The 15,139-nt window shown below is 38.6% G+C and carries 11 protein-coding genes; 10 read left to right on the top strand and 1 reads right to left on the bottom strand.

Going from position 1 to position 15,139, the window contains the following annotated elements; all coding sequences use genetic code 11:
- Positions 1 to 32 precede the first annotated feature (32 nt).
- The 5 genes from msbA to kdsB all read left to right on the top strand — a co-directional run bounded on the left by msbA (position 33) and on the right by kdsB (position 4,418).
- Positions 33 to 1,781, top strand: coding sequence for a lipid A ABC transporter ATP-binding protein/permease MsbA (gene msbA / locus WH390_RS11865; protein WP_032116363.1), 1,749 nt, complete (start codon positions 33 to 35; stop codon positions 1,779 to 1,781).
- Positions 1,778 to 2,770, top strand: a complete 993-nt coding sequence (lpxK, locus tag WH390_RS11860; protein WP_032116331.1) for a tetraacyldisaccharide 4'-kinase — start codon at positions 1,778 to 1,780, stop codon at positions 2,768 to 2,770. Before msbA ends, lpxK begins: the two co-directional genes overlap by 4 nt.
- 368 nt (positions 2,771 to 3,138) lie before the next feature.
- The gene (locus WH390_RS11855) at positions 3,139 to 3,360 is read left to right on the top strand and encodes a cold-shock protein (RefSeq protein WP_032116332.1); all 222 of its coding nucleotides are present in this window, start codon (positions 3,139 to 3,141) and stop codon (positions 3,358 to 3,360) included.
- A gap of 127 nt (positions 3,361 to 3,487) precedes the next feature.
- Positions 3,488 to 3,667, top strand: a complete 180-nt coding sequence (locus WH390_RS11850) for a Trm112 family protein (protein WP_032116333.1) — start codon at positions 3,488 to 3,490, stop codon at positions 3,665 to 3,667.
- Position 3,668: 1 nt separating this feature from the next.
- Positions 3,669 to 4,418, top strand: coding sequence for a 3-deoxy-manno-octulosonate cytidylyltransferase (gene kdsB, locus WH390_RS11845; RefSeq protein ID WP_032116334.1), 750 nt, complete (start codon positions 3,669 to 3,671; stop codon positions 4,416 to 4,418).
- A gap of 34 nt (positions 4,419 to 4,452) precedes the next feature.
- On the opposite strand, the gene elyC is transcribed toward kdsB, so the two are convergent.
- Entirely contained in the window at positions 4,453 to 5,262 is an 810-nt protein-coding gene (gene elyC, locus WH390_RS11840) for an envelope biogenesis factor ElyC (protein WP_032116335.1), read from the bottom strand.
- Positions 5,263 to 5,458: 196 nt separating this feature from the next.
- Here elyC and cmoM point away from each other — a divergent pair, with 196 nt between their 5' ends.
- The 5 genes from cmoM (at position 5,459) to ldtD (ending at position 14,781) form a co-directional block, all read left to right on the top strand.
- Positions 5,459 to 6,235 carry a tRNA uridine 5-oxyacetic acid(34) methyltransferase CmoM gene (gene cmoM / locus WH390_RS11835; RefSeq protein WP_032116336.1) on the top strand — a complete coding sequence of 259 codons (777 nt, stop codon included), beginning with the start codon at positions 5,459 to 5,461 and terminating at the stop codon, positions 6,233 to 6,235.
- 11 nt (positions 6,236 to 6,246) lie between these two features.
- Positions 6,247 to 7,569 (top strand): chromosome partition protein MukF, encoded by a 1,323-nt coding sequence (gene mukF / locus WH390_RS11830; protein ID WP_032116337.1) that lies wholly within the window; start codon positions 6,247 to 6,249, stop codon positions 7,567 to 7,569.
- A complete protein-coding gene (gene mukE, locus WH390_RS11825) occupies positions 7,550 to 8,257 on the top strand; it encodes a chromosome partition protein MukE (RefSeq protein ID WP_032116338.1) in 708 nt (235 codons plus the stop codon). Before mukF ends, mukE begins: the two co-directional genes overlap by 20 nt.
- 2 nt (positions 8,258 to 8,259) lie before the next feature.
- Positions 8,260 to 12,708: a chromosome partition protein MukB gene (gene mukB / locus WH390_RS11820; RefSeq protein WP_406850588.1), complete on the top strand. Its 4,449-nt coding sequence runs from the start codon at positions 8,260 to 8,262 to the stop codon at positions 12,706 to 12,708.
- 381 nt (positions 12,709 to 13,089) lie between these two features.
- Positions 13,090 to 14,781, top strand: a complete 1,692-nt coding sequence (gene ldtD, locus WH390_RS11815; RefSeq protein ID WP_032116364.1) for a L,D-transpeptidase — start codon at positions 13,090 to 13,092, stop codon at positions 14,779 to 14,781.
- Positions 14,782 to 15,139 lie beyond the last annotated feature (358 nt).

The following is a 15,139-nucleotide window of genomic DNA, read 5'->3' as shown; positions in this document are numbered from 1 at the left end:
GCTTATTTTTATGGGTATTTAATAAGACAATGATAATGAATGATAAAGATCTTTCTACATGGCAAACATTTCGCCGACTATGGCCTATGATTTTGCCATTTAAACTGGGATTAAGTGTAGCTGCTGTTGCGTTAATTATTAACGCTGCCGGCGATGCATTCATGATCTCCTTATTAAAACCTTTACTTGATGAAGGTTTCGGTAAAGCTGATAACAGCACACTAAAATGGTTACCCATTGCTATATTGGGGCTAATGCTGATAAGAGGAATATCGAGTTTTATCTCCAATTATTGTATTGCCTGGGTTTCTGGTAAAGTTGTAATGAATATGCGTAGGCGTTTGTTTGGCCATATGATGGGGATGCCGGTTTCTTTTTTTGATCAGCAGTCGACAGGAACTTTACTTTCTCGCATAACGTATGATTCTGAGCAAGTCGCTTCATCTTCCTCTAGCGCTTTAATCACTATTGTTCGAGAAAGCGCTTACATTATCGGTCTGTTTGGGCTGATGTTTTATTACAGTTGGCATCTTTCACTAATATTAATTGTTATTGCTCCTATTGTTGCGTTAACCATTCGCTCGGTTTCTAAACACTTTAGGAATATTAGTAAAAGTATGCAAACTGGCATGGGACAAGTAACTGCTAGTGCGGAACAGATGTTAAAAGGCCATAAGGAAGTTTTGATTTTTGGTGGGCAAAAAGTTGAAACTGAGCGTTTTAGCAAAGTGAGTAATCATATGCGCCGGCAAACGATGAAAATGGTGACAGCATCTTCTATCTCTGATCCTATTATCCAACTGATAGCCTCTCTAGCATTAGCATTCACGCTTTATATCGCGAGTTTTCCTGAAGTTATGCAAACATTGACAGCAGGCACTATCGGTGTGGTTTTTTCATCCATGTTTGCATTAATGCGCCCATTAAAGTCATTAACAAATGTTAATGCACAATTTCAAAGAGGTATGGCCGCATGCCAGACATTGTTTACCATTTTAGATATGGAGCAGGAAAAAGACGAGGGTAAATTAACCTTAAAAAAAGCGAAAGGTGAAATAGAGTTTAAACATGTTACCTTTAAGTATGCAACAAAAGAGCATCCTGCATTACATGATATCTGTTTTAAAATACCGGTAGGAAAATCCATTGCCTTAGTCGGACGATCAGGTTCAGGAAAATCAACTATTGCGAATCTAATTACCCGCTTTTATGAGGTTAATGAAGGTCAAATACTGCTTGATGATCATGATTTACGTGAATACACTTTAAGCTCTCTACGTAGCCAAGTCGCACTCGTTTCTCAACATGTCTATCTTTTTAACGATACTATTGCCAATAATATTGCTTACGCAACCGATGGTCGTTTCAGTCGAAAAGCGATCGAAAAAGCCGCTAAGATGGCTTATGCAATGGACTTTATTCAAAAACTGGATAATGGACTAGATACTGTTATTGGTGAAAATGGTGTAATGCTTTCTGGTGGGCAGCGGCAACGAATTGCGATTGCGCGTGCTTTATTACATAACTCATCTATATTAATTCTTGATGAAGCTACATCTGCACTTGATACTGAGTCAGAGAGAGCGATTCAGGCAGCATTGGACGAATTACAGAAAAATCGGACTTCGATTATTATTGCCCATCGTCTTTCGACAATAGAAAATGCAGATGAAATTTTAGTTATTCATGATGGTAAAATTATTGAACGAGGTACCCATCAAACTCTACTTAAGTGCGATGGGGCATATGCTCAACTTTATAGCATGCAATTTAAACAATGATTGATAAAATATGGTTAGGTGGTTCGTGGCTATATCTTTTGCTACTACCGTTGTCGATATTATATGGCATGATTATTGGATTAAGACGCCTTGGCTATCATTTGGCAATTTTCTCTAGTTGGAAAGCGCCGATACCTATTATCGTTGTGGGTAATTTGACTGTCGGCGGTAATGGTAAAACACCGGTTGTCATTTGGTTAGTTGAGCAGCTTTTATCACGGGGTTATAGTGTTGGTGTTGTATCCCGTGGATATGGCGGTAAAGCAACTTCTTATCCGCTATTAGTTAATGAAAGTATATCAATAAAAGAAACCGGCGATGAACCTGCGTTAATTTATCGGCGAACTGGTGTGCCAGTGGCAGTTGCTCCTAAACGAGTAGACGCAGTTAAGATGCTACTAAAGCAACAAAAACTGGATGTTATTATTGCTGATGATGGTCTTCAGCATTACGCACTACAAAGGGATTTTGAGATCGTTGTTATCGACGGTATCCGTCGTTTTGGCAATGGTTGGTTGCTGCCTGCTGGTCCATTACGAGAATGTCAATATCGTTTGAATACCGTTAATGCTGTTATTACTAATGGTGGTATCGCTAAGTATGGGGAGATTGCCATGCAGTTAACAGGCGATATTGCTATCAATATGTTGACCGGTGAAAAACGCTCAGTCTGTGAATTGGAGCAAGTTGTTGCCATTGCAGGAATTGGGCACCCAGCACGTTTCTTTTCAAGTCTTGAACAAAAAGGAGTGCCATTAATTGCAACACACGCTTTCGTTGATCACCAGTGTTATGAGTTTTCTAAACTAACAACCTTAGTGACTGAACATCAAACATTATTAATGACTGAAAAGGACGCAGTGAAATGTTTTCATTTTGCTCAATTAAATTGGTGGTATCTGCCAGTAAATGCCCAACTTGCACAGCCTGGTGCAGGAAAAACCCTTTCCGCCATTAGTGAATTGATCAAGTCTGGTAAAAATGCTTGAAATAATAACATTATCATGTTATCTATAAGTGGAATCTAGTTAGGAATGTAGTGACTTCATTTCAATTATACCACGCCAGCTATTATTTCATTAATAAAAAATCCTTTAATTTTATTTAGTATCAAATCTGATTGATAAACTCTAGTAATGAATAATTTGGCATGTGTTATGTTGTTTGATGTTTAAACAGATCCTAAATAGCAACAGACACTACTGAGTTGGTGTTTTTTAATATAATAATACTACTCTGACATTAAGGGTATTTGGTGAAAGAAAAAATGGGGTTTCTATCGAAAGCTTAATAAAAGAGTAGGGAGCACTAGGAGAAAATGAAATTTTGTCACCTAGTGAACAAAAGGAGTTTTATTATGACATTACAATTACAAATGGGTCGCGTAAAATGGTTTGATGTAAAAGAAGGCTATGGATTTATCTCCCCAGTGAATGGCGGTCAAGATATCTATGTTAATCGTCGAGCTATTGCGAACACTAAAAATAAATGGCTTAAAGAAGGCCAGTGTGTTGAATTTTCTGTTACGCGTAACGCTTATGGCATTGCTGCCGCTGATGTTATCGCTTATGAATTTTAACCTAATATTAGCTGCCAATTTGTCAGATTACTGACAAATACATATTAGAGCAGATATTAAAGTTAACGGTGATGCATGCTTATGCTATTCTGGTTTCATCTTAAATTATGTTTTTGATGAGGAATATATGGATCACCGTCTACTTGATATCATTGCTTGTCCTATTTGTCATGGCAAACTAGTCTATGATAAACAAAATTTAGAGCTTATCTGTAAATTTGATCATCTTGCTTATCCTGTGCGTAATAACATACCGGTATTATTAAAAGAAGAAGCTCGTGAGTTGCCTTTAGATGAAGAAAAGTAACATGTTTACAGTCATTATTCCGGCGCGTTTTGCTTCTAATCGTTTACCGGGCAAGCCGTTAGCTGATATTCATGGCAAACCTATGATTATTAGAGTAATGGAAAGAGCGCTAATGTCAGATGCAACGCGAGTTATTGTGGCGACTGATCATCAGGCTGTATTTGATGTGGTGCAAGCGGCCAATGGAGAGGTTTGCATGACCGACGTTGACCACCAATCAGGCACTGAAAGATTAGCGGAAGTTATTGAAAAATATAAATTCTCTGACGATGAAATTATTATCAATGTACAAGGTGACGAACCTTTAATCCCACCAGAAATAATTAATCAATTAGCTAGTAATCTGATGCTAAATAACGTCGGCATGGCAACATTAGCGGCACCGATAAACGATTCACAGGAAGTATTTGATCCGGCTATTGTAAAAGTTGTAACGGATAAACAGAGCAATGCCTTATATTTTTCCAGAGCGGCTATTCCCTGGGAACGTGATCGCTTTGCCGTCAGCAAAATGGAAATTGGCCAGCATTTTTTGCGTCATATCGGTATTTATGCTTATCGGGCCGGTTTTATTCGTCGTTATATCCAATGGTCGATAAGTCCGTTAGAGACGATAGAAATGCTTGAGCAGCTACGTGTACTGTGGTACGGCGAAAAAATTCATGTAGCCCTGGCAGTTAAAACACCAGGGCCTGGGGTTGATAATCAGCAGGATCTCGATGCTGTTCGGAAAGCATTTTTCCCTAGTTAAAATTATTCTGATGTCACCAATTATAAAAAGCTAACTATTCCACTACATTGGAACTGAGCATTAGAGGTTGGGTATTGTCAATTTTTATTGACTGCCATATTGAGCCAATAAATTCATACCAAGCGCGTTCTGAGTGGGAAAAAAAGTAAATCGATGGGAAAAATTTTTCCCAGGGTTGTAATGGTGAGGTAATGGCAAGTTGATTGGCGGGTGCTGTAATGGGATGCATATTTCTAGCTATAAAGAAACGTTCAGCGCGTGCCATATGGTTAGCTGAAGTCACCAATAGAAAAGGTTGCTGGCCAACGATTTTTTCTACTTCGAAGGCTTCTTCTTGGGTATCTCTGGGGGTGCTTAAGGTAATTATGGCTGTTTCTGCTACCCCTAACGATAGTGCGACTTTTGCTGCCACTTCAGCATTACTGATTAAATTGTTACCGCGCCCGCCAGTAAAAATTAATTTAGCCCTTGGATATTGAGAATAAAGGCGAATTCCTTCCGTCACTCTAGCCAGGCTATTATTAATAAGGTTAGCGCTTGGCGGCCAATCAGGGTTGTAAGTAAATCCCCCTCCAAGTACAACGATATATTGGATGTTTTCTTTTTTAGGGTGCAAAAGCTCATAGCGTTTGTTAAACACACCTTCTGACGATAGTAGTAATTTATCAGCGACAGGTTGTAGACTTAGTAACAAAATAGTTAACCAACTAAAAGAGACTAAACATTTGCCACTTTTTTGCCAATGAGTGAACCAAAGTAGTAATAATCCAATAAAGCTAATTAAAATAAGGAGAGGTAATGGCATTAAAAGCGCACTAATGTATTTTTTTAATGTAAACAGCATGTTTCAATCCTAGTTAATCAATTTATCGAGTATAGTATAATTTAATAATATGGATAATGGTTAATAAATTGTTAATATAGAAATCATTTTCAATGAAAATATTATTGTTTTTTATTAACAATATGTAGGTTGAATAGATATTTTTATCGTCAATGGCGATTAAGTTTTATAATAGTGGTTATCGGGGTATTTTTTCATGGTAGATCGCAATTTTGATGATATTGCAGATAAGTTTACACAAAATATTTATGGTACAACCAAGGGAAAAATACGCGAAGCTGTTATTTGGCAGGATCTTAACTCTTTGCTTGATTTATTACCCAATAAGCCGTTAAAAATATCAGACGCGGGTGGGGGAGAAGGTTTTTTTGCAAGCAAGCTGGCGGCGATGGGGCATCAAGTTATTGTTTGTGACATTTCGGCAACGATGCTTGAACGCGCCAAATTATTGGCTAAAGAAAAAAAAGTAAGCCATAACATGCAATTCATTCACTCTTCCGTTCAAAATATTACGCAATATTTAACAGAAATGGGAGCAGTTGATTTAGTATTGTTTCATGCAGTTATTGAATGGATCAGTGAACAAAAATCTGCAATAAAAACCCTAACGGATATAATTAACCCAGGTGGCGCATTTTCTATCATGTTTTATAATGCGAATGGGTTGGTGATGAGAAATGCTGTATTAGGTAACTTCCATTTAGCGACACCTAATATTCAGCGACGCCGCAAACGTTCACTTACTCCTCTAAATCCGTTATTACCAGAAACAGTATATCAATGGCTGGCAGAATTTGATTTTAGAATAGTTGGTAAAACAGGTGTACGGGTTTTTCATGATTATCTACAAAGCCGTCAGTTACAAAATAAAGATTTTCCGGCGTTGCTTGCTTTGGAGCAGCGTTATTGTCGACAACAACCCTATATTGATCTGGGGCGCTATATTCATGTTATGGCATGCAAGTCTATGTGAAAGGATGAATTATGGGTGAATTTTCCCAGACTGTTCCGGAATTGGTATCCTGGTCGCGGAAAAATGATTTTTCAATCTCATTACCTGCTGAGCGTCTGGCCTTTTTATTGGCTGTTGCTGTTCTTAATAGTGAGCGGCTTGATGGCGAAATGAGTGAAGGTGAATTAATTGATGCTTTTCGTGAAGTCAGTAAAGGATTCGAGCAGACCGCAGAAACGGTTACTGCCAGAGCTAATAATGCCATTAATGATATGGTAAGGCAGAAATTATTTAATCGTTTTTCAAGTGAAGTCATTGAAGGTAATGCAATTTACCGTTTAACGCCACTTGGTATCGGCATCAGTGATTATTACATTCGCCAGCGGGAATTTTCTTCCTTACGTTTATCTATGCAACTTTCGATAGTAGCTGGTGAATTAAGTCGAGCAGCGGATGCCGCAGAAGAAGGGGGAGATGAATTTCATTGGCATCGCCATGTCTTTGCGCCATTAAAATATTCGGTGGCAGAAATTTTTGACAGTATTGATATGTCACAGCGTGTGATGGATGAACAGCAAAATAGTGTAAAGGAAGACATCTCTGCTTTACTCAGTCAGGATTGGCAGGCAGCGATTGCCAATTGTGAACAACTTTTAACGGAAACTTCCGGCACATTATGTGAATTACAAGACACGCTAGAAGCGGCTGGTGATAAATTACAGACTAATTTGTTACGTATCCAAGAGGCCAATATGAATGTAGGTGGTTCAGAATTGGTTGATAAGCTAGTATTTGATCTACAAAGTAAGCTTGATCGAATTATTAGCTGGGGGCAACAATCCATCGATCTCTGGATTGGCTATGATCGCCATGTGCACAAATTTATTCGTACTGCCATCGATATGGATAAAAATAGAATATTTTCGCAACGCCTGCGCCTCTCGGTGCAAAATTATTTTACCGATCCTTGGGCATTAACGGTAGCCAATGCCGAACGATTGTTTGATGTGCGTGATGAAGATCTGGTATTGAGTAATGAAGAAGTGACGGGTGAATTGCCAGCTGAACTGGAATATGAAGAATTTAATGAGATTAATGAACAACTGATTGAGATAATGGAGCAGGCATTGGCTGGTTATAAGGAAGATCAGCATCCATTGGATATTGGTTTAATATTACGTGACTACTTAACTAAATATCCACAGAAACGGCATTTTGATGTTGCGCGTATTATTGTCGATCAGGCAGTTAAGTTAGGTATAGCAGAAGCGGATTTCTCAGGTATCCATCCTGAATGGTTAGCGATTAATGATTACGGAGCCAAGGTACAGGCACATGTCATCGACAAATATTGAACAATTTATGCCAGTAAAATTGGCACAAGCTTTAGTCAGCTCCCTTTTCCCTGAATTGGATAGCCAGCTTCGAGCTGGGCGTCATATTGGCATTGATGATCTGGATAATCATGCCTTTTTGATGGATTTTGAACAGGAATTAACGGCTTTTTATGCTCGCTATAATGTTGAGCTGATTCGTGCTCCAGAAGGTTTTTTCTATTTACGGCCACGTTCGACCACATTAATTCCTCGCTCAGTTTTATCTGAATTAGATATGATGGTTGGCAAAATTCTTTGTTATCTTTATTTAAGCCCGGAAAGACTTTCGAATCAGGGTATTTTTACTGCGCAGGAACTGTTTGAAGAACTATTGTCACTAGCGGATGAAAGTAAACTACTGAAGTTTGTCAATCAGCGCTCAACAGGCACGGATTTGGATAAACAAAAATTACAAGAAAAGCTACGCACTTCGCTTAATCGCTTACGCCGATTAGGAATGGTTCATTTTTTACAAAATGACAGTCACCGTTTTATGATCACCGAATCTGTCTTTCGTTTTGGTGCTGATGTGCGTAGTGGTGATGATCCACAGCAAGCCCAATTACGGATGATCCGTGATGGTGAAGCTATGTCGTTAAAAGATAATTTATCGTTAACAGATAACGAAAATAATGATAATGACAAAGATGAAGCGGAGGATGAATAGCTATGTTAGAACGAGGCAAGTTTCGCTCACTCACGCTCATCAACTGGAACGGCTTTTTTGCCAGAACCTTTGATTTGGATGAGTTAGTAACGACGTTATCTGGTGGCAATGGTGCTGGCAAATCGACCACCATGGCAGCATTTATTACTGCTATGATCCCTGATTTAACCTTGTTGCATTTTCGTAACACCACCGAAGCGGGTGCAACCTCGGCATCGCGCGATAAAGGGCTGCATGGAAAATTACGCCCAGGGGTTTGTTATTCGATTTTGGACGTCATTAATTCTCGCCATCAGCGTATTTTAGTGGGGGTTCGCTTACAACAAATTGCGGGACGTGATAAAAAAGTTGATATAAAACCTTTCATAATCGAAAGGTTACCAACGGCAATTTTACCGACTCATATTTTGACTGAGCAAGTAGAAGAACGTCAAGCGCGGGTAATTAGTTTAAATGATTTAAAAGATCAAATGGATGCGATTGAAGGTGTACAGTTTAAACAATTTAATTCAATCACTGATTACCACGCTCAGCTATTTGAGCTGGGTATTATTCCAAAACGATTGAGATCATCGAGTGACAGGAGCAAATTTTATCGCTTAATTGAAGCTTCTTTATACGGTGGAATTTCCAGCGCTATTACGCGTTCATTACGTGATTATCTGTTGCCGGAAAATAGTGGTGTTCGCAAAGCCTTTCAGGATATGGAAGCGGCTTTGCGTGAAAATAGGTTAACTCTTGAAGCGATCCGCGTCACTCAATCTGATCGTGACTTATTTAGACGTTTAATCAATGAAGCAACGGATTACGTTTCAGCTGATTATATGCGGCATGCTAATGAACGCCGGGTTCATCTAGATAGTGCACTTGCTGTTCGAGCGGAATTATTTGACGGCCGTAAACAACTGATAGCTGCCCAGACCCGTCATGTTGAAATGGTACGTGAACTGGATGAACAAAATGGTTCTTCATTAGATTTAGAAGCGGATTTTCAGGCAGCAAGTGACCATCTGGGGTTAGTGCAAGCCGCGGTACGTCAGCAGGAAAAAATTGATCGCTATCAGACCGACATTGAAGAGATAACTTATCGTCTGGAAGAGCAGAGTGAAGTTGTTGAACAAGCATTAGAGCAACAAAGTGAGCATGAAGCCAAAGTTGAGGCGACTGAATTAGAAGTTGATGAGATAAAAAGTCAACTGGCTGATTATCAGCAAGCGTTAGATGTTCAGCAAACGCGTGCAATTCAATATCAAAAAGCCCAGCAAGCGTTGGAAAGGGCAAAGAAAATTTGCCAATTACCTAAACTAACGCCAGATAATGTTGAGCAATTTTTAACTAGTTTTGAGCAAAAAGAGCAACAGAATACCGAAAAATTACTTGCTCTGGAGCAGAAAATCAGTGTTATTGATGCGGCGACTAACCAATTTGACCAAGCTTATAGCTTAGTTAACGATATTGGCGGTGAGGTAAAACGGGATAAGGCTTATCAAAAAGCACGTGAATTATTGCGCGACTGGGCTTCACAACAACATCTTGCCCAACGCATTAAGCCGCTACAGATGCAATTAGCTGAGCTGGAGCAAAAACTTAATAGTCAGCAAGATGCCCAACGCATTTTAGCCGAGTTTTGTCAATATTCTGAACAGCAATATCAGCCAGATGAATTAACGACACTACTGGAAGAATTAGAAGCTCAGCAAGAGGAACTGAGTATTTCTGTTAGTGAAAGTAGTGAGCATCGCATGTTAATGCGTCAAGAGCTTGAGCAGATCAAACAAAAAATTCAAACCCTAACCAAAAAAGCACCTACTTGGCTGGCAGCACAAGATGCCCTTAATCAATTAACTGTGCAGGCTAATGATAACTTTAGCCATAGTCATGAAATTACCGAGCATCTACAGCAATTGTTGGAACAAGAACGTGAAATCACCGTTGAACGTGATGAAGTCGCCAGTCAAAAGCGTGAATTGGAGCAACAAATAGCTCATCTTAGTCAACCGAGCGGCGCTGATGATAACCGCTTACTTGGCCTAGCTGAACGGCTTGGTGGTGTTTTGTTATCTGAAATTTATGATGACATTACTATTGATGATGCGCCTTATTTTTCAGCGCTCTATGGTCCAGCAAGACATGGTATTGTTATTCCTGAGCTAGCAAAAATTCACTCACAGCTTGGTGAATTGATAGCCGAATGTCCTGATGATGTCTATTTTATTGAAGGCGATCCGCAATCTTTTGATGATAGCGTGTTTAATGCAGAAGAATTTGACCAGTCAGTATTAGTACGTTCGTCAGAGCGTCAATGGCGTTTTTCTCGTTACCCTGAAGTCCCCCTATTTGGTCGGGCAGCGCGTGAAAATCAGTTGGAGATGTTGAGCCAAGAGAGAGATACCTTAGCTGAGCGTTATGCGACTCTCTCATTTGATATGCAAAAATTACAACGCGCTCATCATGCATTTAGTGGTTTTATTGGTAAACATCTGGCGGTGGTTTTTGACGCCGATCCAGAGGCTGAAATTCGTTCTTTAAATCAACGTAAAAATGAACTTGAGCGCCAATTAGCTCAATTTGAAGCACAAACACAACAACAAAAACAGCAACATATTGCGACCAAAGAACGTTTGTCGAATTTAAACCGGTTATTGCCAAAAGTTAATTTGCTAATGGATGAAACGCTAGTCTCTCGGATTGAAGAAATCCGTGAAGCATTGGCAGAGGCAGAAGAAGCGGGGCACTTTTTGCATAAGCATGCAAAATCGTTAGCAAAATTAGAGCCAATAGCCAACGTCCTACAAAGTGATCCTGAGCAGCATGAGCAATTACGTCATGAATATGAACAGGTCAAACAGTTGCAGCAACAATCTAAACAGCAATCTTTTGCTTTAATTGAAGTTGCTCAACGTCGCGCTCATTTTAGTTATCACGACTCGACGGAGATGCTGTCAGAAAATACCGATTTAAATAATAAACTCCGCAAGCGTCTGGAACAGGCTGAAAAAGAGCGTAGTCAGGCACGTGAACAGTTAAGGCAGCAACAAACTAAAACGGCGCAATTTAACCAACTATTAGCTTCACTGCGTAGCTCTTATGAAACTAAGCAGGATATGCTAAGAGAATTAGAAGCTGAAATAAAAGCAATTGGCGTTCAAGCAGATAGTAATGCTGAAAAACGGGCACGCGAACGCCGAGACCAACTTTATGAAGCTGTAAATGCTAATCGCTCGCGCATTAACCAATTGGAAAAACAGATCGCATTTTGTGAAGCTGAAATGGACAATTGGCAGAAAAAATTACGTAAATTAGAGCGGGATTATTACCAACTTCGCGAGCAGGTGGTCTCCGGTAAATCTGGTTGGTGTGTTGTAATGCATATGGTCAGAGAAAACGGTGTCGAGCGTCGTTTACATCGGCGTGAATTAGCTTATATGGATGGCGATAGTTTACGTTCGATGTCAGATAAAGCGCTGGGTGCACTTAGGCAAGCGGTAGCGGATAATGAACATTTACGCGATGTATTACGTGCCTCTGAAGATCTTAAACGACCAGAGCGCAAAGTAGCGTTCTTTATTGCGGTTTATCAACATTTACGTGAACGTATTCGACAAGACATTATTTGTACTGATGATCCGGTTGATGCCATTGAACAAATGGAAATTGAATTAGCGCGTTTGACAGAAGAACTAACAGCCCGTGAACAAAAATTGGCCATTAGTGCAAAGAGTGTGGCAAATATTATCCGTAAAACGATCCATCGTGAGCAAAATCGCATCCGCCTGCTTAACCAAGGGCTACAGTCCGTTGCTTTTGGACAGGTAAAAGGGGTTCGGCTTAATGTTAATATTCGACAAAGTCATGAATCACTACTTGATGTGTTATCAGAAGAGCACGAACATCATCAGGATCTGTTTAAAAATAAGAGTCTGACATTCTCTGAAGCGATGGCAAAGCTTTATCAACGTTTAAACCCACAGCTAGATATTGGCCAACGCCTGCCCCAAACAATTGGTGAAGAATTACTTGATTATCGTAATTATCTAGAACTGGACGTTGAAGTTAATCGTGGTTCGGATGGGTGGCTCAAAGCTGAAAGTGGCGCGCTGTCGACGGGAGAAGCAATTGGTACAGGCATGTCAATTTTGGTGATGGTGGTACAGAGTTGGGAAGAAGAGTCACAACGATTACGAGGTAAAGATATTTTACCTTGTAGGTTCTTATTCCTGGATGAAGCGGCTCGATTGGATGCTAAATCGATTGCAACATTATTTGAACTTTGTGAACGATTAAAAATGCAATTAATTATTGCTGCGCCTGAAAATATCAGTCCGGAAAAAGGGACGACTTATAAGTTGGTACGTAAGGTATTTGGCCAACAGGAGCATGTTCATGTCGTTGGTTTGAAAGGTTTTGGACAAGAAGATAAACAGTTAAAAATATCTTCTGCTGTCACTTAATTTCAAGTAGTAAAAATTTATTTTTATATTTTAACAACCGCTATTTCTTGATAGCGGTTTTTTTATTACGGCTATGTTTTAAAAGTAAATTAAGTATTGCAATTGAAAATAAAGTGATCGAAGATTATATTTTAAATAGTAGGTTAGCAATTTAATTTTTAATAAGTATTAAATCTAAAATTTATGGGATTTTATTTTAAATGAAAATTTACTTTATCAGTGCGGGTTATAAATTAATTTATAAATATGATTATTTTTAAATAAAAAATTATTTAAATTTGTATCAAATAAACCACAACGGATTAGTTAATTTTAACCTTCTAAAGATAAATTTTTTACTCTGCTATTAAAACAATAAAAATGAATTATAAAGGTGGTATTATGGCGAATAAACGAGTCAACACTCTGCGTGCTTCATTAATAGGCTGTGTAATATTGACAGTAACACCAGCGTGTGCACAGCTCGCGCAAATAAACACAACCACAAATATCCAAGTTCCTTTAACCAATTTGGTTTCTGAGCAGAAAAATGTAACTGCTGAAGAGATACAAAAAAGTCGTCAGCAGCTGCAAGGCTTCTTATCACCAGGTACTAATTTAGTATATACCGACAGATTAGCTAAGCTCTATGCTGAAAATAATATGCAACCATTGTGGGGTGATGAAACAGCGGTATTAGAATTTAAGCAGCAGTTAGCAGAATTAGCGTTGGCCGGTTTTCAGCCTCAGTTTGGTAAATGGCTATCCCTATTAGTAAAAAATAAACAACTCAATCAGATGGAACGAGATATTATTTTGTCAGATGCTATGTTGGGTTATTTATATTTTATATGTAATGTAAAATATAATGGTAAAGATTGGTTATATCAAAAAACGCCTTATCAACTTCGTGAGCCGACGGTTGGTGCCGTTTCTCAGTGGCAAACTGCGGTTAATTCTAAACAATTAGCCAGTTGGCTGAAAACATTAGCGCCACAACACGCCTCGTACTTACCGATGAGAACGAAGATGTTGGCTTATTTATCAGATCAACAAATATGGCCTAAAATAAATACGGCTAGTCTCTTAAAGCCAGGCCAAGCAAGCAATGATCTTGTTTCCTTAAGTGAAATTTTGACTCGCAATGGATTGTTATCGCAGGATCCACTTACCGATCAAAATAGTCGTCGCTATGATGGATTATTAGTTGATGCGGTTAAACAATTTCAGCGAATGTATGGACTAGAACCGGATGGTATTATTGGTAACGCAACATTAAAATGGTTAAATACTTCACCTACCGATCGGGCTGGTTTATTGGCGATTAATATCCAACGCTTAAGAATTATTCCCAATGAAAGCGGTTCTGGTATGTTAGTTAATATTCCGGCTTATACATTACATTTTTACTCAAATAATCAATTAATTATAGATTCTAAAGTGATTGTTGGGCGTCCTGATCGTAAAACCCCGATAATGAGCAGTGAACTTAATAGTGTTGTGATTAATCCACCCTGGAATGTTCCTGTTAGCATGGTTCGTAAAGATATCTTGCCTCAAGCCAGAAGAGATCCGGGTTATTTTGCTCGCCGAGGTTTTACGGTTTTATCCGGTTGGGAGCGTGATGCCTATCCTATTGATCCTTACTCAATTAACTGGAATGCCATCTCGTCTTCATCCTTCCCCTATCGTGTACGCCAGGCACCAGGGCCATCCAATGCCCTTGGCCGTTATAAATTTAACATGCCAAGCTCTGATGCAATTTACTTACATGATACCCCTAACCATAGTTTATTTAATCGGCAAAATCGTTCAATTAGCTCCGGTTGTGTGCGAGTAAATAAGGCATCAGTGTTAGCATCAATTTTACTGGCGCGAGCTAGTTGGGATCAACAGCGTATTGATGGTGCGCTTCAGCTAGGTGACACACGTTATATTAATATTCCAGGCAGGATACCCATTTATCTTTATTACCAAACCGCCTGGGTTGATAACAAAAATGTTGCCAATTTTCGGGATGATATTTATAGCTATGACAATGTCATTTATGGGGCGATGAATTATTTAAATGAAATAAGAGCCACGCTTAACTAATGGATAAAAATGATATAAAAGGGGGCAAAAGCCTCTTTTATATTAAATTTCAATCATGTGTTATTTTCTAATTTATTTAGTATAGATGCATAAATATCGTTTTTAGCGATAAATTATGCTTTTTGCAAAATAACTGATTAAACTCAGGCGTTAACAAAATTTTGACTGATAATGGGGTTATTTTGTGCGTGATAAGTATAAATATTGAGCGATTTGATATAGTTATTGCAAAAATAGATTATAATAATATTATATTTAATTATAATTAACATGTATTAAATGTGATATTATATAAAGTTACATTTATATTTTTTACATAATTATACAAAAGTAGTGGAATAAATTCGGTATAATTATT

This window comes from Candidatus Arsenophonus nilaparvatae, from assembly GCF_045346035.1.
Lineage (GTDB): Bacteria > Pseudomonadota > Gammaproteobacteria > Enterobacterales > Enterobacteriaceae > Arsenophonus > Arsenophonus nilaparvatae.
This window is presented reverse-complemented; position numbering and strand designations above follow the sequence as displayed.